Raw genomic sequence first — 21,634 nt, 5'->3', positions numbered from 1 at the left:
GCGTGTAACGTCGATCAGGAACCTGACTTTTCCTTTGCCAGTGCATCCAGCTCATTCTCGACGTCTTGCATGCGCTGCTCGACCAGTGCCTGTACCTTCGCGTCACGGGCGGTTTCGCGCATCAGGGCGGTCAGCTTCTCGCTCAGGCGTTTGCCAGCCTCGGTGTCTTCCATGGCGCGGGCCTTGGCTGGGTCCTGCATGGCTTCGACGATGCTGGCGAATTCGGCGTCGCTGAAGTTCTTCTCGCTGTAGAGCTTGAACAAGTCCTGGCGCTGGTCGTCGACCGTCAGGTGCTTGCGCAGGACATCCCGGATGCTCGCTTCGGGCACTTGCGGGTAGCGGCGTGACAGCAGCGCCGCCATGCGGTCGATGTTGTGCTCATAGGCGTCCTGCAGTGGCAGTTGCGCCAGTATCTGTTCTTCGCGAGAGGGTTTCTGGTCGCAGGCGGCGAGGGCCGCGGTCAATAGCAGTGGCAGCAGCAACGTCTGGAAGCGGGGCATGGAATGGCCTGGTGGGCGGTCAAGACCTCGGATTATAGCGAGGTCGGCCAGACCGCGACGACCCCTGAATTTGCCAGGGGCGGCCCGCTGCGGTAGAACCTTTGCCCTCACTCCCAAAGCCTTTGCCCACATGCCGAACTGGATCATCCAAGCCGTCCCGCAGGCAGCCATCGACGAAGTCGTGGCTTTCGTCGACAGCGCCCGCCGCGAGCTCTTCCCCCTGCTCGCCGCTGCACCGTTGCCCAATGACCTGGCGCGTTTTGCCGAGACCTACCTGGACGGCGAAGGCGTGTTCCTCGAAGCCCGCGATCAGGGCCGGCTGGTGGCGGTGATTGGCTATGTCCCCTATGACCATCGCTTTGCCCAGCTTGCGTATCAGCGCATGCACGTGGTCGAGGTGGTGCGCCTGTTCGTCTTGCCGGCGTATCGCCGGCATGGGCTGGCCGCGGCGTTGTTCGCCACGTTGCGCCAGGCGGCCGAGCAGGCGGGCGTCGAGTGCCTGTACCTGCACACGCACCCGTTTCTGCCGGGAGCGATTACGTTCTGGCAGCGCCAAGGGTTCGCGGTGATCGATGTGGAGCAGGACCCAATCTGGCAAACCACCCATATGCAATTGCAGCTGGCATGAGCTGCGCGTATCCGTTCAGAAACCCCCTACAGCTGGCGTTCTGCTGTGCTCAACGCGTTCATTTCAAAAGCACGCCAGCTTGCTTACCTTCCCGCTCACAGCTCGACAATGCACAAGCGGGAGAATCGCCGATGCCACACATGGCCTTGTACAAGCTCAAACTGCTCGATGAATTCGAAGACCGTAGGGACCTATGGTCATTCGGCCACTTCGAAAACAGGCTGATGGACTTGTGGCGGGGTGCCACGCGCCACGACGCCAAGGGCATCATCAATACGGCGCACAAGGAAGGGCGTTGGCCCAGGACCGTGAAGCGCTACCTGCTGACCAACTACAAGGCATTCGGCAATGTCAGCGCAGAGTTGGGCCAGACGTTTGCCGAAGTGCTTGTGTCGATGACGGCGCAGGAAAAGGCCGAGTGGGGGTTGCAGGCGCAATCCGCTGCGGCACCTTGACCCTGGGAGCTGCTTCGAGGCGTGTCAGAACCCGCCCCCCAGCGGCCACTCGACTGCCAGGCGAATCTGATCACCGTCGAGCTCCGCCTGCGCCGTGTTGCCCCGGTGTGCATTATGGCGAATCGAGAACGTGGTGCCCTTGGCCTTGCCACTTTGCACCACGTACCGCGCCTCAAGGTCGCGCTCCCAATGCTTGCCGCCCTTGCCGTAGCCCAGGTACGCATAGCCGCCAGCGGGGTCGACATGCGTGCCATCGATATCGAACCCGCGCACATACAGCGCCGTCAGGTTCAAACCCGGCACCCCGTAGGCGCCCATGTTCAGGTCATACCGCGCCTGCCATGATTTCTCGTTTGGCGCGTTGAAGTCCGACATCTGCACGGCGTTGGCAATGAAGATCGCGCCGCGCGTCACATAGTCGAACGGGGTATTGCCGTCCACCTGCTGCCAGCCCAGGCTGAAACCGTGCGGCCCCTGGTTGTAACGCGAGACCAGGCTCCAGGTGGTGTTGTCGATGCGCCCGGACAGCGCCTTGCCGGTGTCGGTGGTGCGGTACAGGTTGAGGTCCAGGCTCAGGCTGCGGCGCTCGTCCAGGGCGTGGGTGAGGGTGCTGCCCAGGTAGTGCTGGTTCCAGCTGTCCTCGTAACGTGAGGTATACAGGCTGGCGTTGAAGGCCGCGCCGGGGTTCCAGACCACGCCGGCCAGGTCGAAGCTGTTGCCCTGGCGGCCATTGGAGTAGTTCACCACGAACCCCTGATCGTGGCTTGAGGCGTTGCGGTCCGTGCTTTCGTTGAAGTGGCCGGCGACCAGCCGGAGCGTGTCGATCTCGCTACTGTTGAGGAAAAAGCCGGTGGCGGTCTCGGGCAGCAAACGGCTGTCGGACGAACTGAACACCGGGGTCTTTACCCGCTGCTCGCCGTAGGACAGCACCGTGTTCGACACCCGCACCTTCAGCGCAGCGCCCGCTCGGCTGTATTCGTTTTTTGGGTGCCCATCGTTGGCGACACCCAGCAGGCGCGCCTTGCCGACACGGCCACCGCCACTGTCGAGCTGTACGCCCAGGTAGGCATGGGCATCGACACCGACGCCAACCAGGCCCTGGGTGAAGCCGGACTGTAACGTGCCCATCAGCCCGTAAGCCCATTCCTCAGCCTTGCCGCTGCGTTCGCTTCGGGGCTTGTAGGCATTGCGGCCACTGCTGTTGCGCCCGCCGTGCCGGTAATCGCGCTGGTCGAATACGCTGCGATTAAGCAGGCTCCAACTGCCGTCTTCAATGAAGCCCTTGCTGTTGGACTGGGCAGAGTTAGCCGTTGCGAAAGGAGTAAGCGCCACCAGTGGAAGCGCCAACAACAGGCGCTTCATTGCCCAGCCCCCAGCTTCTGCAGTTGCGCAGCAAAGCGGGCTTGCGCCCGTGCAGGTAGGTTGGCAGGCAATTCGGCAGGCGCCGCGTCACCCACCTGAATGACCATCACCATACCCATCGCCAGGTGCGGAATGCACTGGATGCCGTACACGCCCGGCACGCTGAACTGGTGCTCGTAAGGCTGGTTCAGTTTGCTCTTGAACGCCTGCGCCCCCTGTGGCAGCAACCCTGGCACGCTGGCAGCGTTATGCCCACTCATGGTCGGCAGAAAGCGCACCGTGTCACCGGCTTCGATGTGCAGGTGATCGGGCTCGTAGACCATCGCACCCTGCGTGCCCCGGTTGAGCATCTTCACTTCGTGCACCTCTGCCAGCACGGCAGGGGCAAACAGGGTACTGGCGAGCAGCAGGGCGACAGGGCGCAACAGCATGGTGGGAACTTCCTGGTTCAGGGGGCGCGAAAACGCAGAATGCGCGCGCCGTCGAAGGGGTCGGTGAGGTAGTGGGCGTGCACGCCGAAGGTACTCAGCAGGCGTTCGGGGGTGAGCACGTCGAACGGCTTGCCGAGGGCGACCAGGTGGCCTTGGTCGAGCACCGCGACGCGGTCGCAGGTCAGCGCCTGGTTGAGGTCGTGCAGGGCCACCAGGGTGGTGACCGACAGCGCCTGGACCTGTTGCAGCAGGCTCAACTGGTGCTGGATGTCCAGGTGGTTGGTTGGCTCGTCGAGCAATAGCACCTGCGGGCGTTGGGCCAGGGCGCGGGCAATGTGCACACGCTGGCGTTCTCCACCTGAAAGCGAATGCCACAGGCGCGTGCGCAGGTGAAGGGCGTCAAGGTCGGCCAAGGCCTGCTCGACGATGGCACGGTCCTGGCTGGCGAACGGCGCCAGGGCCGACAGCCAGGGGGTACGGCCCAGGGCAACCGCGTCGTATACGCTGATCGCATCAGCTGTGTCCGCCTGCTGCTCGACCAGTGCCAGGGCCTGGGCAATGCGCCGGCGTGGCAGCTGCGCCAGGGGCTCACCCAGCAGGTCGACACGGCCACTGCCAGGCTTGCGCAAGCCCGCCAGCAGTTTTAGCAGGGACGATTTGCCAGAGCCGTTAGGGCCGACGATGGCCAGCGTTTCGCCCTGGATAGCGGCCAGGTCGATGTCGCGCAGCACGCTCCTGCCGCCCAGCTGCAAGCCCAGGCCCTGACAGGCAAGCGGGGCGATCTGCAGGTTGGCCATGACGGTCATGGGCGCCCCCGTCGGCTGACCAGTATCAGCGCGAACACCGGAGCGCCGATCAGCGCGGTGACCACGCCCACCGGGATCACCTGGCCTGGGATCAGCGTGCGCGACAGGATATCCGCAGTGATCAGAAACAATGCCCCACCCAGGGCGCTGGCCGGCAGCAGGCGGCTATGCCCGGGGCCGAGCAGCAGGCGCAGGGCGTGGGGAATCACCAGCCCGACAAAGCCGATGGCGCCGACGATGGACACCATCACTGCGGTCACCAGCGCGGCGCAACTGATCAACAGCAATTGGGTACGCCGCACCGGGATCCCCAGTGACGCCGCCGAATCGGTGCCGAAGGTAAAGGCATCCAGTGCGCGGCGATGCCACAGGCACACCACCAGCCCGAACAGCGCCACCGGCAATGCCAGCCACACCGACGGCCAGCGCACGCCGCTGAGGTTGCCCAGCAGCCAGAACAGAATGCCGCGTGCTTGCTCGGCGGTGGCCGACTTGGTGATGAGAAAGGCGGTAAGGGCGGTGAACAGCTGCGAGCCGGCAATGCCGGCAAGGATCACCTGAGCATTGTTGTTGCTCGGCCCGGCAGCGCGGGCTAGCACCAGCACCAGCGTGAAAGCCGCCAGCGCGCCGATGAAGGCACCGCCTGACATGCTCAGGGCCACGCTGCCCAGCCCCAGTAGGCCGACCAGCACCGCGCCGGTCGAGGCGCCAGCGGACAACCCCAGCAGGTAGGGTTCGGCCAGCGGGTTGCGCAGCAGCGCCTGCAGGATCACCCCGCACGTGGCCAGCCCGGCGCCGCAGGCGGCCGCCACCAGGGTGCGGGTCAGGCGGTAGTTCCAGACGATCCCGGCGTCGATCGGGTCGACCGGGTAACCGGCCTGCCACAGGTGATTGGCCAGCACCTGGTAGACCACGTTCGGCGCCAGGTCGCTCTCGCCGATCGCGGTACCGGCCAGCAGCGCGGCGCACAGGGCTGCCAAGGCCAGGACGCTGTAAGGCAACAAGCGGCTCATCACTGTGCCGCTTTACCGCTGGCGAACGCCGCAGACAGGGTCTGCAGGCCTCGGAACAGGCGGATGCCGGCCTGCATGGCGTCGGCGTCAAGGACGATGATGCGGTCGTGCTTCACCGCGTCCATGTTGCGGGTTACCGGGTCGTTGTGCAGGAACTCGAGTTTTTTCTGGTAGTCGTCTGCGGGGAAGCGGCGGCGGTCCATGCGGGCGATGATCAGCCAGGTCGGGTTGGCCTTGGCCAGGGTTTCCCAGCCCACGGTCGGCCATTCTTCGGTGGACTCGACCACGTTGCGTACGCCCAGGGTGCGCAGCATGAAGTCGGCGACGCCTTGGCGGCCAGCCACATAGGGGTCGATATCCAGGTCGGCGCTGGAGAACCAGAATAGTGCCGAGGTGTTGGACAGGTCCTTGCCGGCCAGTTGCGCCGTGGCGCTGTCCAGGCGGCCCTTGAGGTCGGCGTTCAACGTCGCACCGCGGTCTTGCACGTCGAAGATCTCCGCCAGCTGGCTGACGCTTTTATAGATGCTGTCGACCTGGAATGCCTGCAGGCGGGTGCCATCGGCACCCACCAGGTTGTCCTTGCCTTCGCAGTCCGAGGGCAACAGGTAGGTCGGGATCTTCAACTCGTCGAACTGTTCGCGGGTACCCACCACGCCTTGAGCGCCGACCATCCACTCGAATTGCACCGCCACCAGCTGCGGACGCTTGCCCACCACAGCCTCGAAGCTCGGGTCGTTGTCGGCCAGGCGCTCGACCTTGTCGTTCATGGCCTTGAACTCGGGCAGCACGTTGTTGAACCACAGCGACGTGCCGGCCAGCGTGTGGCCCAGGCCCAGTGCATAGAGGATTTCGGTGCCGGCCTGGCCGATGGTGACCGCACGCTCGGGGGCGTGGGCGAAGGTCTGTGGCATGCCGCAGTTGTCGACCGTGAGCGGGTAGTGGGTGGCAGCCTGGGCCAGGCCAGTGAGGCCGAGGCCAGCGATCAGGGCGGCAATACGGGGCAGCATGGTGGGGCGATCTCCTATCGAATGGTTCACGGCATGAACGCACGGACAGGCATCGCCAATGCCCCTTGCGCAGGGCAGGGGGCAGCACCCGCAAACGGGTGGAGATGGCCATCCCGGACACCCCGCCGGTTGGTGGATTTTCGCCGGCAGGTCTCCTGACTGGTGCGTCATGGCCCGGCTCCAGCCTTCCCGGATTGATCCAGTGGCATTGATGGAGCAGGCTCGGCACCTACAGTTGCGGGGGCAGTTCCGTTTGGCCCGGTGACGGGCCTGGGATTCCCTATTGATTCCGTGGTGGAAACCGGCGGCCCGCATGGTAGACCATCAGGCAACCGGGTGAAAACGCTTTTCAGAAGTACTTCAGCCAGGTGATGTCACGCCGCCGCGCCTTCATACGGGCGAACCCGCGTACCGGCAGGTACAGCGACACGGCCAGCAACGCGGCACTCAGCCACACCGCGGTGATGCCGTCGAAGCCGAAATAATCACCCTGGTTGTGACCGAACAGGGCGACGCAGGCCAGGTACAACAGCTTCAGCACATACAGGTGCAGCAGGTAGAAAAACATCGGTGCTGCGCCGTACACCGCAAGGGCGCTGATCCAGCGCGTCTGGCCGACGCGCTCGAAGCCGCGCAACAGCAGCAGGCCGCAGCCCAGGGTGAGGGCGAGGAACAGCAAGCTGGGCGGGTACTTGGTGATGTTGAAGAAGCTCATCAGTGTCTGCGTCAACGTCGGGTACCCGCTCCAGGGGGCTTCGCCATAGCCGTTGAGCATGCGCAGCACGATAAAGCCGAGCAGCGCGATCGCCCCGGCCAGCAACAGCCGGTGTTGGCGTTGACCTGCATCGCTGTTGCGGGCGAACCAGGGGCCGAGGCCGTAACCCAGGGCGATTACGCCGATCCAGGGCAACACGGGGTACGAGGTGCGCAGGCGCAGGGTGTCGGAAAACGCCAGCCAACCGCGGTCATGCAGGATCGCCCACGGCACGTGCATGGCCGATTCTGTGCCGAAGTGCAGGGGGTCGAGCAGGTTGTGGCCACCGACGATGATTGCACCCAGGGCGATCAGCGCCGCACGTGGCAACCACACCAGCAGCGACAGCGCGATCATGCTCACGCCGATAGCCCAGATCACCTGCAGGTAGACCACGCTGGGGGGCAGCTGGAAGGTCCAGGCGAAGTTGACCAAGGTGAACTCCAGCACCACCAGAAACAGCCCGCGCTTGAACAGGAAGGCGCAGACGTCGCTGCGGCCCTGATACTTCTCGCCATACAACCAGGCCGACAAGCCAGTCAGCAGGACGAACACCGGCGCACACAGGTGGGCCAGGGTGCGGCTGAAGAACAGCGATGGGTCGGTGGCGTCGATGGCCATCGGGTCGCTGACCTGGCGATGGAGGAAAAAGGTCTCGCGGACGTGGTCCAGGAGCATGAACAGGATCACCAGGCCGCGCAGGGCATCGATGCTCTGCAGGCGCTGGGTGAGGAGAGTGGGGGTTGCGCTGGCGCTGGTCATGAGGGGTCGCTGGTAGGAATGGAGTGTTGTTATGAAATGTTATCTTATATCTTTATTCGGGTTTCCGGCAATGACGGTTTAGGTTGAATTCAGGCATGCACCCCACCAACTACCTTGCGCGTCAATTTCTGGCGCCCCAGAAATACCTTTTAAAAACATCGCATTGCGCGTTCTAACTGATTTCTTTTCGAACTTTCTCGACAGCGTGTGTCTCGAACCGATCGTTCATCATTTATTCACAAGTCATGGAGACTCCACGCATGTCCGCTCGTCATCTGCTGCGTCACACCTGCCTGCTTGCCCTTATTGCATCGCCCCTGGCGGCCACCGCCGCGCCCAGCACCGACCCTCTGTTCACCTTCGGCCTGCTGGGTGCCTACGACAAATTCAAGTTCGAAGGGGGCAGCGAAACTGACAAGGAACACCTGGGCCAGGGCGGTGTGTTCGCTACCTTCGGCAACAAGATGACCGCCGAATCCGGCTTCATCTACCAGATCGGTGCCGAGGCCAAGTACGGCAAGAAGAACGACAACAAACTCAAGGAGGCCCAGGCCGACCTTGACCTCGGCTGGCGTGCGGCGCTGGATGCCCGCAACTTCGTCGACGTGACCGTGGGCGGTGGTTACAGCTGGTCGCGCTTCGAGCCCGAAATCAACGACCTGGACACCAAACTCACCGTCAAATCGCCCTTCGCCAAGGCAGCGCTGGGCTACAACCACCAGTTCGAAGCCTCGACCCTGCGTGTGGAAGTGGGCGCACGGCATACCCTCGATGGCCGAGCACGCCTGAAGGTGGATGATTTTGGCAGCGACAGCGTGGACCTCAAGGACCGCACCAACCCTTATGCCGAGGTAACGCTGCTGATGAACCAGCAGGGCGGCATGCCGGTGCAGGCCGGGGTCTACTACACCCGCACTGAATACAAGCTCGATGGCGACTCGCCCGTGGCGGACAACACCAAGCTCAAGCGTGACGAGTTTGGTTTCAAGGTCGGCTTGGCGTTCTAAGCTGCGATTGGCCAACGCCGTGGTACGTGTAGGAGCCGCGCAAGCGTGCTCCTATCCCGGGGTTGACGATTAACGCCCGCGCCGCCGCGACACCCGGGCCTCGATATTCTTGCGCCCGATCAGCAAGGCGGGTTTTTCCACCACGGGCTCATCCGCCAGCCACTTGTACATCACCAGGCAATCCACCAGGCCCAGGCGGGCGTGGCGGAATGCCTTGGGCAGGCGGCCGACGGTGTCGAAGCCAAGCTTGTGCCACAGCGCCACGGCCACTTCGTTGCTGGCCACGACCGAATTGAACTGCAACGCAAGAAACCCTTCCTGACGCGCCAGCTTCTGCGAATGCTCGCACATAGCACGGGCCACGCCACGGCCGCGTGCGGCCTCGCACACCATGTAGCCACAGTTGCCCACATGGGCACCGGGGCCGGTGGCATTGGCTTTGAGGTAGTACGAGCCCAGCAGCTCACCGGCGTCCTCCAGCACCCACGTATGCAGGGGTAGCTCCAGCCACAAGTGCCGGGCCTGTTCGAAGCTCAAGGCGGGGTCGAAGGCGTAGGTTTCGCGGGCCTGGACAATGGCCTGGAAGGTGGGCCAGAAGCGCTCGAAGTCCTCAAGCGTCATGGGGCGGATGTGGCTCATGGTGGATCCTGCAATGGCTGGCCGCCAAGTCTGGGTGGCGCGGCGCCATCGCGCAAGGGCGATGCGCCGCGTGGGCTCAGCCGGTGGCCTTGCCGACTGCATCCATGGCGCGTGCCGAGTAGACCAGTGCGGCCCCGGCATTCATCGCCACGGCCACACCGAGGGCCTCGGCGATCTCTTCGCGGCTGGCGCCGTGTTTCACCGCTTGCTGCGAGTGCACGGCGATACAGCCGTCGCAGCGGGTGGTCACGGCCACTGCCAGGGAGATCAGCTCACGGGTCTTGGCGTCCAGGTGGTTGGTCTTGGCGCCCGCACCGCTGGCGGTCATGTAGCCGGCCACGGTGTCGGGGGACAACTGCTTGAGGTCGCCGATGCCGGCCATCAACTGCTTACGGTAGGCGTCCCAGTCCATCATGCTCATCGTCTTCACCTTGGGAAGGGTTGCGAGTGGAGCTTTCAGGCTAGTCGATGTTAGGGATGCCTGTGTGCTGTCTGTGTAGGAGCGGCCTTGCGTCGCGAACGGGCTGCGTAGCGGCCCCTGTATTTCAACGTCACTGCAAGTACCCAGGGGCCGCTACGCAGCCCGTTCGCGACGCAAGGCCGCTCCTACAACGACAGCACCCACGCCGAAGCGTCAGATGTAGATAAACACCAGTACCAGCGCTGCCACCACCGCCCACTTCTCCAGGTAGTAGCGCATGCGGTTGCGCTTTTTCAGCGCCTTGCCGCGCTCTCGGATCTTGTAGATGCGGGTGAACAGCCGGTTGATGCCGCCGGTCTTGTCGTTGGCATCGTTGGGCGCGGCAGCGGCAGCCATGACGTTGCGGCTGAACCAACGGTTGAATGCGGTTGCCCAGCGGTACTTGAGCGGGCGCTCGACATCGCAGAACAGAATGATGCGGTTGTGCTCGGTGGTGTTGGCGGCGTAGTGGATGTAGGTTTCATCAAAGATCACCCCCTCACCGTCGCGCCACGAATACTTCTCGCCGTCCACATCGATGTAGCAGCCGTCGTCGTTCGGCGTGTCCAGGCCCAGATGGTAGCGGTAGGACCCGGCATACGGGTCGCGGTGGCGCACCAGCTTGGCGCCCGGTGGCAGGGTGGCGAACATCGCCGCCTTGACCGTGCCGATACCTTGCAGCAACTCGGTGGTACGCGGGCACAGGGCCATAGCAGACGGGTGGCTTTCGCCGTACCACTTCAGATAGAAGCGCTTCCAGCCGGTCTTGAAGAACGAGTTGAAGCCCACGTCGTCATAATTCTCGGACTTCTTGATTTCGCCCACGTGCAGCAACTGCTGAGCCTCGGCACGGATTTCCTGCCAGTGATCCTGCAGCGGTTGCAGTTCAGGGAAGGCCTCGACCGGCAGGTAAGGTTTGGCCGGGTGCTTGGAAAACAGGTAAAGGAAGCTGTTGACCGGCGCCAGGAAGCTGGAGTGGTCGCCCAGTTGGCGAGTCAGCTTGTGACGAACCCGACCGCGCAGGTGAACATAGGCGATCGAGAGAACGAAAAGGAGTACGAGTGCAATTTTCATGGACGTTTACTTGTCGAAAAATGGCCATGCGCCATGGCATAAGCTCGCCAGCATAAACAATCATGGGGGCAGTTTGTACTTATTGTTACGTGACTACCGCGCGACTTAGGTGTAATGGCCTAGCGCTTGCGCAAACGATTCACGCCAAGGAGATCACATGGTTCAGGACGCTCGCGCCAGTGGCGCCCCCTTCAAACGGCTGTTTTTCGCCTTGCCGGTCAGCGATGCCCAGCGCCGTGCCCTGGCCCAGTGGCGGCGCGGCTTGAACCTGCGCAGCGGCAAGCCGGTACCGGCCGACAACTTCCATGTGACGCTGCTGTTTTTGGGGGATGTGGACACTGCCCTGGTGCCGGCGATCTGCGCTGCGGTCGACGTGCTCAAGCGCCCGGCTGCGCCGCCGCGCCTGTTGCTTGACCGCTTGCAGGTGTGGCCGCGCGCCGGCGCCCTGGTGCTTGAGCCGCAACAAACGCCGCCGGCCTTGTTGCAGCTGGTCTATGGCTTGCAGCAGGCGCTGCTGCCCTTGGGCCTGGAGGCGGCGAGCCGCGAGTACCGCCCGCACCTGACCTTGTCCAGGGACTATCGCGGCCAGCCGCCAGAGGCCGCCAGCGCCCCGGAGTTCTTCCTGGCCGCGCGGCATTTCACCCTGTACGAGTCGCGCAAGGGCGTTTACTGGCCGCTTGCGCAATGGCCGATGGCCGACTGACGCCTGCTCGGAACGTTCTGCTGCTTAAAACTCAGGGGTGTACTTGACCGTCAGCATGAAGTTGCGCGGTTCGCCGTAGTTGTTGCTGCCATTGAGCTGGTTGAAGCCGGCGACCCAGTACTTCTTGTCGAACAGGTTGTTGGCGTTCACTGCCAAATTCACTTCCGGCGTCAGCTGGTAGGCCAGGCGCGCGCTCCATACGGTGTAGCCGGGCACGGTGTAGGTGCGCTCGTAGCCCAGGGTGTGGCTTTGGCTGGTGAAGCCCAGGCCGGTGCTCCAGCGCTGGCTGTCCAGCGGCAGGGTGTAGTCGGCCCAGGCGCGCAGCATGTGCTTGGGGGTCCACTGGCTGAATACGCGGCCTTCGTTATCTGGGTCGTCGAGGAACTTGGTGGTGTTGTAGGTATAACCTGCGAACAGTTGCAGGCCGCTGAGCACCTCGCCGCTGATCTCGGCCTCGATGCCCTGGCTGCGCACCTTGCCCGCCGCGGTGGAGCAGTACCCGCCATCACAGGCAAAGCCCGAGGCCACGTCGGTAACCGCGCGGTTTTCCTGGTCGTAGCGGAACAGCGCCAGCGAGGCGTTGACCCGGCCGTCCAGCAACTCGCCCTTCAGGCCCGTTTCGTAGTTGCTGCCGATCACCGGCTTGAGAGGGGCATTGCCGAGGGCGCGCTCGGTCTGCGGGACGAAGACATCGGTGTAGCTGGCGTACCAGGCCCATTCGCGGGTCAGGTCGTAGACAAATCCTGCATACGGTGTCACTTCCCCTGTTTCGGTCATGTGGCTGGTGGGGTTGACCTGGCCTGGGTTGAGGCCGCGGTAAGTGGTAGTGGCATAGCTGTAGTCGAACCAACTGACACGCGACCCCAGAATCAGCGTCAAACGGTCAGTCGGCTTGACCCGCCAGGCACCGTACAAGCCTTTTTGGCGGATATCATAGGCGCTGCGTTCGGAACGCCCGAAGGGGGTTGCAAGCAAGCTGTCGCGGCTGGGCTCGGGGCGATCATGGTCGATGTCGAAAATGTTGTCATTGCCACCAAAGGTGCGCCAGTAACCATCATCGGTGGTCAGCTTGGAGTAGTTGCCACCGAGGGTCACCTCGTGGGCCAGGGGGCCGGTGTCGAAGTGCCCCACCAGGTTCATGTCCAGGCCCAGTTTGGTTGAGTGGAAGTCTGTGATCCAGTCGGCATATTCGAGGCCACTGCCGTCAGGCTCCAGGCCTTCCAGCACCGTTTGCGTCCGTTGATGGGTGGACGTGTTGGTTTCGCCCATACGCAGGGCTGCAGCCTTGAAGGTCCAATCGTCGTCGAAGCGGTGCTCAAGGTCCAGGTAGTAGGTGGTGACGTCAGTCTGCGCCCGGTTCCAGCGGGCGCCGGTGAAGGTCGAGCGTGGCAGGTCAACCGGTTCACCGGTGGCATAGCGAGGGATGCCACGCAGCATCGGCCGCGACTGCTGGCGGTTGTAGCTGATGCCGGCACCCACGGTGGTGGCGTCGTTCAGGTCGATGTCCAGTGCGCCATACAGCGAGTGCGATTTGCTCCACTGGTAGTCGATGAAACTGTCGCTCTGGTCCTCGTCGGCGACAAACCGACCGCGCACACGCCCATCGGCGGTCAATGGGCCGCCTGCGTCCAGTTGCAGGCCATAGTGGTCCCAGGAGCCGGCCTTGCCGGTGACAGTGACCGTCGGGGTGGCCTGGCCACGCTTGCGCACGAGGTTGATCGCGCCGCCGGGGCTGCCGGTACCTTGCAACAGGCCCGAGGCGCCGCGCAGCACCTCCACGCGGTCGAAGAACACCAAGTCCTGGGTTGCCCAGTTGCCCAGCGAGTAGGTGTTGCGTGGAATCGGCACGCCGTCGTACTGCCAGTCGTCGATCTGGAAGCCGCGCGAAGTCACCACCACGCCAGGGCCGATGCCCTGTGCGCCGACGATCCCGGTGGTGTGGTTGAGTGCATCCTGCAGGTCGGTGATGCCTTGGTCGTCCAGCTGTTTACGGGTGATCACCGTCACCGACTGGGGAATTTCCTTGAGGCTGTGGGTGCCTTTGCCAAGGGTCACCGCACGGGCTGCGTACGAGCCACTGCCTTCGCTGGTGGCATCCAGGTAGTTGTCGGTGATGCTGGTACTGCCAAGCTCCAGCACGTCGGTCTCAGGGGTGGCCGGGGCGACGCTGAAGTGCCCGCTGCTGGTGAGCCGCAATTGCAGGCCGCTACCGGCAAGGGCGGCTTGCATGGCTTGCTCGGCGCTCATCTGGCCGACCACCGCGGGCGCTTGCTTGCCACGCACCCGTTGCGGTTCGAGGGCGATGATGTAGCCGCTCTGGCTCGCGATCCGGTTAAGGGTGGTAGCCAGGCTGGCGGGCGGCAGGTCGAACGCCAGGGTCTGCACCTGGGCATGGGCGTTGAGGCTGGTCAGGGCGACGACGAAGGGCAGGGCGCGGGGCCAGAGGTTGAGCACAGAATTCTCCCGAATGAAGTGGCTTGTCAGGAGATAGGTGGGACGAGAAACGAAAACCGGACACGTCTGCGAATGATTTTCACAAATATTTTCATTTATTGCGCTTGGGGGCGATCAACATCAGCCACGGGCCATAGCGCTCGACGCTGATCGGCAGGGCCTCGGCCAGGGCCGCCAGCGCCTGCTGTGGCTGGTCCAGCGGGAATACACCTTGCACGCGTATGTCTCGTACCGCTGGCGCTACCCGGATATAGCCCCGTTGGTACGGCCGCAGCGCATCGACCACGGCATGCAGCGGTTCGTCGAGCACTTCCAGGCGGCCCTGCAGCCAGGCTGCACGTTGTTGTTGCTCGCCATCCAGACGCTGGATGCCATCGCTGCGCAGCAGTGCTGCCTGCCCCTGTTGCAGGTCTTGCCAGCGGCCATCGGGCAGGCTGGCGCGCACGCTGTGCTCGAACACCACAACGCGGGTGGCGTTGGCTTCCTGGCTCACCAGGAAACGGGTGCCCAGCGCCTGCACCTGCCCTTGCGCCGTGCGCACCCGCAGCGGCCGTCGCGGGTCTGCCGCGACCTGGATCAACAGGTCTCCGCGGCGCAGTATCAGCAGCCGTTGGTTGGCATCGAAGTCCAGGTCGACGGCACTGCCACTGTTGAGGCTCAGGCGGCTGCCATCGGCCAAGGTGAAGCTGCGCCGTTCGCCACTGGCGGTGTGCAGGTCGGCCAACCAGTTTTGCGCCCCGTCGCTGCGCCAGCCGCCCCAGGCTGCGGCAGCAGCGACGCTCAGGCCAGCCAGGGCCCCCAGCACTTCGCGCCGGGAGTGGGTGGGGGCGAGCAAGACCTGGCGCGCATCGGCGGCATGCCCGGGGGCGCGCCGGTCCAGCGCGCGCAACGCAGCAAACGGGCTGCCGACGCGCTGTTGCAAGCGGTCCCAGGCCCGTTGGTGCGCGGGGTCCTGGCGCAACCAGTGGGCCAGGCGTTGCAGCAATGCCTCGTCTGGCGTGCCGGCTTTCAGCGCGACCATCCAGTCGATGGCCTGCTCGCTTATCGGGTCCAGGCCGGCTGCGCTCATGCTTGCACCTCGCACAGGTAGCACTGGCGCAGGGCCTGCTTCATGTAGCGGCTGACGGTGCGTTCACTGATCTGCAGCCGGGCGGCGATGTCGACATAGCTCATGCCGTCGAGCTGGCTGAACAGGAAGGTGGCCTTGACCACGGCGGGCAAACCGTCCAGCACCTTATCGATGGCCACCAGTGCCTCGATCAGCAGCAGTTGCTCTTCGGCCGAAGGGGCGACTGGCTCGGGCAGCAGTGCCAAGCGTTCGAGGTAGGCCTCTTCGAGTTGGCGGCGGCGATGCCGGTCGAAGATCAGCCGCCGGGCGATGGTCGAGAGGTAGGCGCGCGGCTGCTGGATGCTGTCCGGGTCGACACGCGCGCCGAGCATCTGGCAGAACGCTTCGGCCGCAGTGTCTTCGGCGTCGGCGCGATTGCGCAGGCGTTTGAAGATGTGTTGGAGCAGCCAGCGGTGATGGTCGCTGAAGAAGAAGCCCAGCTTGCGGGTCGAGGTGCTGTCCAACGCCTGGCATCCAGTTGTGAGTGTGAATCGTTCTCAATGGTAACTGGGGAGTCTGGTGGGTAGCAATGGGGGCGTGGGTCTTCGGGGTGTACGGCTGGGTTTGGCGGTGGGGCGGATATCGAGCGCCGCCCGCGCGGCGCTTCGCGGGGCAAGCCCGCTCCCACTGTCTACCTCCGGCCAGTGCTGTCAGTTACATTTCCACTGCCAGCCTTGGTGCATGGCATGAGGTTGAGGTGAAGCAAACAGCACCCGCCTCAATATCGAGTCGGGCACACAAGGCGGACAGTGAAGATGCCACAGGCATAATTGGCCGAAGGTAGACAGTGGGAGCGGGCTTGCCCCGCGAAGCGCCGCGCGGGCGGCGCTCGATATCCGCTCCCCCACACATCCCCAGCCAGGCACCTGAACACCCCACACATTCCCCCCGCAACTAAACCGGCAAGCTCTGATAAGCCGTCTCATCCCCAGGGCTGCGGTCAAACTGGCGCTTGTACTCGCGGCTGAACTGCGAGGTGCTCTGGTACCCCACCCGGTGCGCCGCCTGCGCCACGCCAAGGCCCTCACCAATCAGGATCTGCTGCGCCTTGAGCAGCCGCAGGCGCTTGAGGTACTGCATCGGCGCCATGTCGGTGCAGCGCTTGAAGTGTTCGTGGAAGGTCGACACGCTCATGTTGGCACGCGCAGCCAGTGCCTCGACACTCAGTGGCTCGGTGTAGTGTTCGCGCAGGTGGGCGAGGGCGGCGCCGATGCGGGCGAAATGCCCCTGCTGCTCGACCAGTGCCCGCAGCACCCCGGCCTGCGGGCCGCGCAGCGCGGTATACAGCACTTCGCGCACCCGTGCCGGGCCGAGCACCTTGGCATCCAGCGGGTCCTGCAGGCACTGCAGCAGCCGCTCGACACTGTCGCGCATGGGCGCATCCAGGGCCGCCGACGTCATCGACTGCGGGGTCTGCGCCTGTACGGCGGCATCCGGGGCCAGGTCCATGCTTTGCACCAGTTCACCGAGCACGCCACGGTCAATGTCCACCGCCACGCCCAGCAGAGGCGCATCACCGGTGGCAAAGGTTTCACACATGAACGGCACCGACAGCGCCTGGACCAGGTAGTGGCCGGCGCCGTACTCCAGGGTGCGTGGCCCCAGGCGCGCGAGTTTGCTGCCCTGGGCCAGGATCATCAGGCTCGGCTCGTAGATCTGCGGGCTGCTGGCCACATAGTGGTCCCAGCTCAGCACCTGAACCTGGGGCAGGTGGGTGGGGACGAAGCCCGGACGCGTGGCGAGGCGGCGGATCAGCGCGCAAAGGGGGGCATTGGCGTCGACGTGACGAGTGAGCTGCATGGTTAACCTGGGCAGAGAATCAGACAGTTGCATCATCGCAGATTGACGGTCTAGCGTCAGATGCTGGCAGGCAACTCCGGAGAATCGGGCATGGATGCCGGAGAATCTGCGGTGGGCGAGGCGGGGCATGACGCGCAGAATGCGCCGCCTGAATCGTTTCACTTTTTTGCGAGGTCCCGCATGTACACCGCCATCGGTTATGCCGCCCAAACTTCGACCAGCCCACTGGCCCCCATGACCTTCGAACGCCGCAGCCCGCGCCCGGACGACGTCGCTATCGACATCCTGTATTGCGGCGTGTGCCACTCCGACATCCACCAGGCACGCAACGAGTGGGGCATCGCCGTGTACCCGCTGATGCCGGGCCACGAGATCATCGGCCGCGTCACCGCCGTGGGCGACAAGGTGTCTGCACACAAGGTCGGCGACCTGGTAGGCGTCGGCTGCATGGTCGACTCGTGCCGCCACTGCGAGGCATGCGCCAAGGACCTGGAGCAATACTGCCTGGAAGGCCCGACCATGACCTATGCCACCCCGGACCGGGTCGATGGCAGCAACACCATGGGCGGCTACTCCAGCAGCATCGTGGTCAGCGAGCACTTTGTGGTGCGTATCCCCGCCGGCATGGACCTGCCCAGCGCCGCGCCTATCCTGTGCGCCGGCATCACCACTTATTCGCCGCTCAAGCACCACGGTGTAGGGCCGGGCCACAAGGTCGGCATCCTGGGCATGGGCGGCCTCGGCCACATGGGCATCAAGCTGGCCAAGGCCCTGGGCGCGGAAGTGACCTTGTTCACCCGCTCCCAGGCCAAGGCCGAAGAAGCCCGCCGCCAGGGTGCCGACCATGTGATCGTGTCCACCGATGACGAGCAGATGCGTGCTGCGGCCGGCCATTTTGACTTCCTGCTCGACACCATCCCGGTGCAGCACGACCTCAACCCGTACCTGGAAACCCTCAAGTTCGATGGCGTGCACATCCTGGTCGGTCTGATCGAACCGATCGACCCGGCGGTGCACGCGGCCAACCTGGTGCTCAAGCGCCGGGTACTGGCTGGGTCGTTGATCGGCGGTATCGCCGAGACCCAGGAAGTGCTGGATTTCTGTGCCGAGCACGACATCCGTTGCGACATCGAAATGCTCGATATCCGCAATATCAACCAGGCTTACGAGCGGATGATTGCCGGCGATGTGAAGTATCGCTTCGTGATCGACATGGCCACGCTTCAGGGCTGATCCACGGGTTGGCCTGCACTGGCCCTTTCGCGGCGTTGCACGCGAAAGGGCCAGTGCAGATTTACCAGACCAGCGCCTTGTCCCACCCCTTCCAGAACAACCACCGCCGTACTTCGCCATGCTCCCCGGTGCCGATCTGCCATTCAGGCCGCCCGCTGCCCAGGGCAATCACCGAAATGAAGCCGGCATGGCTCGCCGCAACCAGCGTGCGCCCGTCAGCGCTGATGTCCATGGCACTGATGGTCGAACCCAGGTAGTGCTGCCAGTGTTCCGCGCCATCCTCGCCAAAGGCCCGCAAGTAGCCGTAGGCGTCACCGACGATATACTCGCCATCGCCTGCGACCCCAGCGTAAACCCGCGCCCCATCCTGCAGCAGCGGTGTGCGTGGGTCTTCACTGTAGTAGTCGGTATCCAGCCCCGGCAGGTCGGCCACGCGTACGCCGAGCGTGCCGCCGTTGTAGAAGTGGCAGGCATTGACGATCAACTGGTCGCCGCGGCGGTTGAACAGGGCGAAATGTGGGTACTCACCACCTGGGCCTACCTGCGCCACCAGCGCCAACTGATCGTCCAACACCAGATGGCGGCTGCTCTGCTCGCCGACCACGATCAGGCGCCCATCCGGCGACACCGCACCATGCTCCATGGCCAGGCCCAAGGCGATATCGTCCGGGTCGGTGCCTTCGGCTAGCTCTTCGAGTATTTGCGATTGGCGCGGCAGCAACCGGGTGGCGCCTTCGGCCGCCAGCAGGAAGATGCCCTCGGCGCTCACCAGCAGTACCCGTTGGCCTTGCGCGAAGGGCACCAGCGTGGTGGGGGTCGGTGGCAGGTCGAAGGGGTCGAAGGGGTAACCGGCTGGCAGCCCCTCCAACCCGCTAGGCCAAGGGAGCCGGGCGACCTGCGGGCCGCCCCAGCCATCGGTCACGCGCACGCCCTCGGCGTTGGCCAGGGCAAAGTAGCGGCGTTGCGGGCAACGGCCGAAATGCTCGATACCGATGACCGGCGTCACGCCCTGCTGATCGATGCGTACTACCTGGCCCTTCTCATAGGGCATGCCAATGCGTGCGAGCAGGCTGCCGTCGTCCAGCAGCAAGACATTGCTGATACCTTGCCCATGCGTGTCGAGCAATGGCACCAGCGGCAGGTGTGCAGGCGGCCAGGCCGTGCGGAAGGCCTGGCGTTGCTGTTCGTCTACCCCCGGCTGGTTGATCGCTTGCAGGGCGGCCTGCCAGGCGTCGAGCAAGTGCTCGGTGGCAGCGTGCTGGGGTTCTTCGAGGTCATCCCAGCCCTGCTCGCAGCCTTGCGCGACGTAGCGGTTGATGGCCTGGGCGTAGGCGGTGACCGCCTGCTGCCACTGCTGCTGGGGTTGTTGCTTGTCCATGGGCGGATCGGGCTCCTTGTTCCGCTTGCAGTTCACACAAAGCGCGCATGTTACGCGCAATGTGCGCGGGTTGTGAGGCCTGGTATTGACGCGTACCATGCCGGCATTCCTTCCAATAACAAACCCGTGCCTCAGCGCGGCCGATACTTGGCCCCTGACGCGCGTCTTTTCGCCATGCCTGCGGAGCATAGAATTCCACCCATGAACGGACCCATACCCACCAACCTGCCGCCGACCACCGGTGGCGGCAGCTGGCTGAGCGTCATTGCCCTGGCCTTGGCGGCCTTCATCTTCAACACCACCGAATTCGTCCCGGTGGCGCTGCTCAGCGACATTGGCCGCAGCTTCGACATGAGCACCGCCCAGGTCGGCCTGATGCTGACCATCTATGCCTGGGTGGTCGCCCTGGCGTCGCTGCCGATGATGCTGCTGACCCGCAACATCGAGCGACGGCGCCTGCTGTTGTTCGTGTTTCTGGTGTTCATCGTCAGCCACCTGTTGTCGTGGCTGTCGCAGAGCTTTGCCATGCTGCTGGTAAGCCGCATCGGCATCGCCCTGGCCCATGCCGTGTTCTGGGCCATCACTGCGTCGCTGGCGGTGCGCGTGGCGCCGCCTGGCCAGCAGGCCAAGGCACTCGGCCTGCTGGCCACCGGCACCACCCTGGCGATGGTGTTGGGTATTCCACTGGGCCGCGTGGTAGGGGAAGCCTTGGGCTGGCGGGTAACGTTCCTCAGCATTGCCGGGGTGGCATTGGCCACCATGCTTTGCCTGATGAAGTCGTTGCCGCTGCTGCCAAGCCAGAACTCCGGTTCGCTACGCAGCCTGCCGATTCTGTTCAAGCGCCCGGCCCTGGTCGTCACCTACCTGCTGGTGACGCTGGTGATCACCGCACAGTTCACTGCCTACAGCTACATCGAACCCTTCGCCCTGAACGTGGCGCAGATCAGTGGCGAGCGCACTACGTTGTTGCTGCTGTTGTTCGGTGGCGCCGGGGTGTTCGGTTCGGTGCTGTTCAGCCGCTACAGTGAGCGTTTCCCCCAAGGCTTTCTGGTGGGTTCGATCGGCCTGCTGGCGGCCTGCCTGTTGTTGCTGTTGCCGCTGTCGGGCAACTTCTACGTGTTTTGTGCGTTGAGCATGTTCTGGGGTGTGGCGATCCTGAGTTTCAGCCTGTCGTTGCAGTCCAAGACCTTGAAGCTGGCGTCCGATGCCACCGACGTGGCCATGGCCTTGTTCTCGGGTATCTACAACATCGGGATTGGCGGTGGGGCACTGCTGGGCAGTATCGTCAGCAGCCAGATGGATGTGGCCTATATTGGCCTGGTCGGAGGCTGTGTGGCGGTGGTGGGGTTGGCCCTGGCCTTCGCCAGCACTCGGCGCTTTCGCGAAGCCTTGGGCACCTGATTGACCGTGCCGGCCGCTTCGTGGGTTTGCCCGAGAAGCGGCCGGTGCAGCCACCATCAAATTCAACCAAGCAGCGTCGCCCAGGCCGACACCAGCAACATCCCCGCCAACCCTCGGTTGAACCACCGCAACCGCTCGGGTGCCTGCAACCAGCGCGCACTGCCCACCCCCAGCAGCGCCCAGGCCGTCATGCACGGCAGGGCAATCAGCAGAAACACCAGCGCCAACTGCCACACCGGCAGCGCCGGCGCGGCAAACACCCCGATCACCGCCACTGCCATCATCCACACTTTCGGGTTGACCACTTGCAGCGCAGCTGCGCTGAACGCATCGAAAGGTTTGTGTGCGCTGAGGTCCAAGGGCTGCCCGGCGCTGCGCAGCATGCGCCAGGCCAGCCAGCTCAACCACAGCACGCCCGCCCAGCTCATCAGTTGCTGGGCCAGGGGGTGACGCAGTAACAGCTCGCCCAGCCCCAGCCCGACCAGCAGCACCACCGCCGCCGCTGCGCCACAGCCGGCCAGGATGGGGGCCACGCTTGCGCGCAGGCCCTGCCGTGCACCGTGCGCCAGAATCAACAAGTTGGTCGGCCCCGGGCTGATACTGGCAACCAGGGCGAAGAGGATGAAGGGCAACAACGACTGCGACATGACACAAAGCTC

General features: G+C 64.3%; 22 protein-coding genes and 1 riboswitch. Of the genes, 6 read left to right on the top strand and 16 right to left on the bottom strand.

Annotated elements, in window-relative coordinates; genetic code table 11:
- Positions 1-14: 14 nt before the first annotated feature.
- Complete coding sequence (locus tag CKW22_RS00845) at positions 15-500, bottom strand: hypothetical protein (RefSeq protein WP_033698957.1); 486 nt, start codon at positions 498-500, stop codon at positions 15-17.
- A 130-nt stretch (positions 501-630) separates the two neighbouring features.
- Between CKW22_RS00845 and CKW22_RS00840 the strand changes: the two genes are divergently transcribed.
- Both CKW22_RS00840 and CKW22_RS00835 read left to right on the top strand, forming a co-directional pair.
- Positions 631-1,128, top strand: a complete 498-nt coding sequence (locus CKW22_RS00840; RefSeq protein WP_033698955.1) for a GNAT family N-acetyltransferase — start codon at positions 631-633, stop codon at positions 1,126-1,128.
- Positions 1,129-1,259: 131 nt separating this feature from the next.
- The gene (locus CKW22_RS00835; protein WP_033698953.1) at positions 1,260-1,583 is read left to right on the top strand and encodes a hypothetical protein; all 324 of its coding nucleotides are present in this window, start codon (positions 1,260-1,262) and stop codon (positions 1,581-1,583) included.
- A gap of 24 nt (positions 1,584-1,607) precedes the next feature.
- Here CKW22_RS00835 and CKW22_RS00830 read toward each other — a convergent pair whose 3' ends face one another.
- The 6 genes from CKW22_RS00830 to CKW22_RS00805 all read right to left on the bottom strand — a co-directional run bounded on the left by CKW22_RS00830 (position 1,608) and on the right by CKW22_RS00805 (position 7,718).
- Entirely contained in the window at positions 1,608-2,945 is a 1,338-nt protein-coding gene (locus CKW22_RS00830; RefSeq protein ID WP_095063620.1) for an OprD family porin, read from the bottom strand.
- On the bottom strand, positions 2,942-3,376 hold the full coding sequence (locus CKW22_RS00825; protein ID WP_095063619.1) for a pseudoazurin: 435 nt from the start codon (positions 3,374-3,376) through the stop codon (positions 2,942-2,944). The genes CKW22_RS00830 and CKW22_RS00825 overlap by 4 nt, the downstream gene beginning before the upstream one ends.
- Before the next feature lie 17 nt (positions 3,377-3,393).
- Positions 3,394-4,182 (bottom strand): ABC transporter ATP-binding protein, encoded by a 789-nt coding sequence (locus CKW22_RS00820; RefSeq protein ID WP_033698947.1) that lies wholly within the window; start codon positions 4,180-4,182, stop codon positions 3,394-3,396.
- Entirely contained in the window at positions 4,179-5,195 is a 1,017-nt protein-coding gene (locus tag CKW22_RS00815; protein WP_033698945.1) for an iron ABC transporter permease, read from the bottom strand. The genes CKW22_RS00820 and CKW22_RS00815 overlap by 4 nt, the downstream gene beginning before the upstream one ends.
- On the bottom strand, positions 5,195-6,202 hold the full coding sequence (locus CKW22_RS00810; RefSeq protein WP_047581045.1) for an ABC transporter substrate-binding protein: 1,008 nt from the start codon (positions 6,200-6,202) through the stop codon (positions 5,195-5,197). The genes CKW22_RS00815 and CKW22_RS00810 overlap by 1 nt, the downstream gene beginning before the upstream one ends.
- Positions 6,203-6,329: 127 nt before the next feature.
- A riboswitch (cobalamin riboswitch) is annotated at positions 6,330-6,523 on the bottom strand.
- A gap of 28 nt (positions 6,524-6,551) precedes the next feature.
- Complete coding sequence (locus tag CKW22_RS00805) at positions 6,552-7,718, bottom strand: DUF1624 domain-containing protein (protein ID WP_095063618.1); 1,167 nt, start codon at positions 7,716-7,718, stop codon at positions 6,552-6,554.
- Positions 7,719-7,978: 260 nt separating this feature from the next.
- On the opposite strand from CKW22_RS00805, the gene CKW22_RS00800 reads away from it, so the two are divergent.
- Entirely contained in the window at positions 7,979-8,725 is a 747-nt protein-coding gene (locus tag CKW22_RS00800; protein ID WP_033698940.1) for an outer membrane beta-barrel protein, read from the top strand.
- Between the two features lie 69 nt (positions 8,726-8,794).
- Here the strand turns inward: CKW22_RS00800 and CKW22_RS00795 are convergent, their stop codons facing one another.
- The 3 genes from CKW22_RS00795 to lpxO form a co-directional block, all read right to left on the bottom strand.
- A complete protein-coding gene (locus CKW22_RS00795) occupies positions 8,795-9,364 on the bottom strand; it encodes a GNAT family N-acetyltransferase (RefSeq protein WP_033698938.1) in 570 nt (189 codons plus the stop codon).
- 76 nt (positions 9,365-9,440) lie between these two features.
- Positions 9,441-9,785 carry a carboxymuconolactone decarboxylase family protein gene (locus CKW22_RS00790; RefSeq protein ID WP_033698936.1) on the bottom strand — a complete coding sequence of 115 codons (345 nt, stop codon included), beginning with the start codon at positions 9,783-9,785 and terminating at the stop codon, positions 9,441-9,443.
- A gap of 213 nt (positions 9,786-9,998) precedes the next feature.
- Positions 9,999-10,898 carry a lipid A hydroxylase LpxO gene (lpxO, locus tag CKW22_RS00785; protein WP_033698934.1) on the bottom strand — a complete coding sequence of 300 codons (900 nt, stop codon included), beginning with the start codon at positions 10,896-10,898 and terminating at the stop codon, positions 9,999-10,001.
- A gap of 157 nt (positions 10,899-11,055) precedes the next feature.
- On the opposite strand from lpxO, the gene thpR reads away from it, so the two are divergent.
- Positions 11,056-11,601 (top strand): RNA 2',3'-cyclic phosphodiesterase, encoded by a 546-nt coding sequence (gene thpR, locus CKW22_RS00780; RefSeq protein WP_033698932.1) that lies wholly within the window; start codon positions 11,056-11,058, stop codon positions 11,599-11,601.
- A gap of 24 nt (positions 11,602-11,625) precedes the next feature.
- On the opposite strand, the gene CKW22_RS00775 is transcribed toward thpR, so the two are convergent.
- From CKW22_RS00775 to CKW22_RS00760, 4 genes are all read right to left on the bottom strand, one after another.
- Complete coding sequence (locus tag CKW22_RS00775; protein ID WP_095063617.1) at positions 11,626-14,055, bottom strand: TonB-dependent receptor; 2,430 nt, start codon at positions 14,053-14,055, stop codon at positions 11,626-11,628.
- 91 nt (positions 14,056-14,146) lie between these two features.
- Complete coding sequence (locus CKW22_RS00770; protein WP_047581037.1) at positions 14,147-15,124, bottom strand: FecR domain-containing protein; 978 nt, start codon at positions 15,122-15,124, stop codon at positions 14,147-14,149.
- Positions 15,121-15,627 carry a sigma-70 family RNA polymerase sigma factor gene (locus CKW22_RS00765; protein WP_033698927.1) on the bottom strand — a complete coding sequence of 169 codons (507 nt, stop codon included), beginning with the start codon at positions 15,625-15,627 and terminating at the stop codon, positions 15,121-15,123. The genes CKW22_RS00770 and CKW22_RS00765 overlap by 4 nt, the downstream gene beginning before the upstream one ends.
- 430 nt (positions 15,628-16,057) lie before the next feature.
- The gene (locus CKW22_RS00760) at positions 16,058-16,963 is read right to left on the bottom strand and encodes an AraC family transcriptional regulator (protein WP_047581034.1); all 906 of its coding nucleotides are present in this window, start codon (positions 16,961-16,963) and stop codon (positions 16,058-16,060) included.
- Positions 16,964-17,143: 180 nt separating this feature from the next.
- On the opposite strand from CKW22_RS00760, the gene calA reads away from it, so the two are divergent.
- Positions 17,144-18,196 carry a vanillin reductase gene (calA, locus tag CKW22_RS00755; protein WP_033698923.1) on the top strand — a complete coding sequence of 351 codons (1,053 nt, stop codon included), beginning with the start codon at positions 17,144-17,146 and terminating at the stop codon, positions 18,194-18,196.
- Between the two features lie 61 nt (positions 18,197-18,257).
- Here the strand turns inward: calA and CKW22_RS00750 are convergent, their stop codons facing one another.
- A complete protein-coding gene (locus tag CKW22_RS00750) occupies positions 18,258-19,574 on the bottom strand; it encodes a hypothetical protein (protein ID WP_047581032.1) in 1,317 nt (438 codons plus the stop codon).
- A 201-nt stretch (positions 19,575-19,775) separates the two neighbouring features.
- Here CKW22_RS00750 and CKW22_RS00745 point away from each other — a divergent pair, with 201 nt between their 5' ends.
- Positions 19,776-20,975 carry a sugar transporter gene (locus CKW22_RS00745; RefSeq protein WP_095063616.1) on the top strand — a complete coding sequence of 400 codons (1,200 nt, stop codon included), beginning with the start codon at positions 19,776-19,778 and terminating at the stop codon, positions 20,973-20,975.
- Between the two features lie 62 nt (positions 20,976-21,037).
- Here the strand turns inward: CKW22_RS00745 and CKW22_RS00740 are convergent, their stop codons facing one another.
- Positions 21,038-21,622 carry a LysE family translocator gene (locus CKW22_RS00740; protein WP_095063615.1) on the bottom strand — a complete coding sequence of 195 codons (585 nt, stop codon included), beginning with the start codon at positions 21,620-21,622 and terminating at the stop codon, positions 21,038-21,040.
- Between the last annotated feature and the right edge of the window lie 12 nt (positions 21,623-21,634).

Origin of the sequence: Pseudomonas sp. Irchel s3f19 (assembly GCF_900187555.1) — a bacterium.
In the GTDB taxonomy this organism is placed as follows: domain Bacteria; phylum Pseudomonadota; class Gammaproteobacteria; order Pseudomonadales; family Pseudomonadaceae; genus Aquipseudomonas; species Aquipseudomonas capeferrum.
The sequence above is the reverse complement of the archived record's forward strand: the minus strand, read 5'-3'. Positions and strand labels throughout refer to the sequence as shown.

Excerpts from the sequence above, each read along its gene's own strand:
- CKW22_RS00845 (WP_033698957.1), bottom strand. The coding sequence starts at position 500 with ATGCCCCGCTTCCAGACGTTGCTGCTGCCACTGCTATTGACCGCGGCC.
- CKW22_RS00840 (WP_033698955.1), top strand. The coding sequence starts at position 631 with ATGCCGAACTGGATCATCCAAGCCGTCCCGCAGGCAGCCATCGACGAA.
- CKW22_RS00835 (WP_033698953.1), top strand. The coding sequence starts at position 1,260 with ATGCCACACATGGCCTTGTACAAGCTCAAACTGCTCGATGAATTCGAA.
- CKW22_RS00830 (WP_095063620.1), bottom strand. The coding sequence starts at position 2,945 with ATGAAGCGCCTGTTGTTGGCGCTTCCACTGGTGGCGCTTACTCCTTTC.
- CKW22_RS00825 (WP_095063619.1), bottom strand. The coding sequence starts at position 3,376 with ATGCTGTTGCGCCCTGTCGCCCTGCTGCTCGCCAGTACCCTGTTTGCC.
- CKW22_RS00820 (WP_033698947.1), bottom strand. The coding sequence starts at position 4,182 with ATGACCGTCATGGCCAACCTGCAGATCGCCCCGCTTGCCTGTCAGGGC.
- CKW22_RS00815 (WP_033698945.1), bottom strand. The coding sequence starts at position 5,195 with ATGAGCCGCTTGTTGCCTTACAGCGTCCTGGCCTTGGCAGCCCTGTGC.
- CKW22_RS00810 (WP_047581045.1), bottom strand. The coding sequence starts at position 6,202 with ATGCTGCCCCGTATTGCCGCCCTGATCGCTGGCCTCGGCCTCACTGGC.
- CKW22_RS00805 (WP_095063618.1), bottom strand. The coding sequence starts at position 7,718 with ATGACCAGCGCCAGCGCAACCCCCACTCTCCTCACCCAGCGCCTGCAG.
- CKW22_RS00800 (WP_033698940.1), top strand. The coding sequence starts at position 7,979 with ATGTCCGCTCGTCATCTGCTGCGTCACACCTGCCTGCTTGCCCTTATT.
- CKW22_RS00795 (WP_033698938.1), bottom strand. The coding sequence starts at position 9,364 with ATGAGCCACATCCGCCCCATGACGCTTGAGGACTTCGAGCGCTTCTGG.
- CKW22_RS00790 (WP_033698936.1), bottom strand. The coding sequence starts at position 9,785 with ATGAGCATGATGGACTGGGACGCCTACCGTAAGCAGTTGATGGCCGGC.
- lpxO (WP_033698934.1), bottom strand. The coding sequence starts at position 10,898 with ATGAAAATTGCACTCGTACTCCTTTTCGTTCTCTCGATCGCCTATGTT.
- thpR (WP_033698932.1), top strand. The coding sequence starts at position 11,056 with ATGGTTCAGGACGCTCGCGCCAGTGGCGCCCCCTTCAAACGGCTGTTT.
- CKW22_RS00770 (WP_047581037.1), bottom strand. The coding sequence starts at position 15,124 with ATGAGCGCAGCCGGCCTGGACCCGATAAGCGAGCAGGCCATCGACTGG.
- CKW22_RS00760 (WP_047581034.1), bottom strand. The coding sequence starts at position 16,963 with ATGCAGCTCACTCGTCACGTCGACGCCAATGCCCCCCTTTGCGCGCTG.
- calA (WP_033698923.1), top strand. The coding sequence starts at position 17,144 with ATGTACACCGCCATCGGTTATGCCGCCCAAACTTCGACCAGCCCACTG.
- CKW22_RS00750 (WP_047581032.1), bottom strand. The coding sequence starts at position 19,574 with ATGGACAAGCAACAACCCCAGCAGCAGTGGCAGCAGGCGGTCACCGCC.
- CKW22_RS00745 (WP_095063616.1), top strand. The coding sequence starts at position 19,776 with ATGAACGGACCCATACCCACCAACCTGCCGCCGACCACCGGTGGCGGC.
- CKW22_RS00740 (WP_095063615.1), bottom strand. The coding sequence starts at position 21,622 with ATGTCGCAGTCGTTGTTGCCCTTCATCCTCTTCGCCCTGGTTGCCAGT.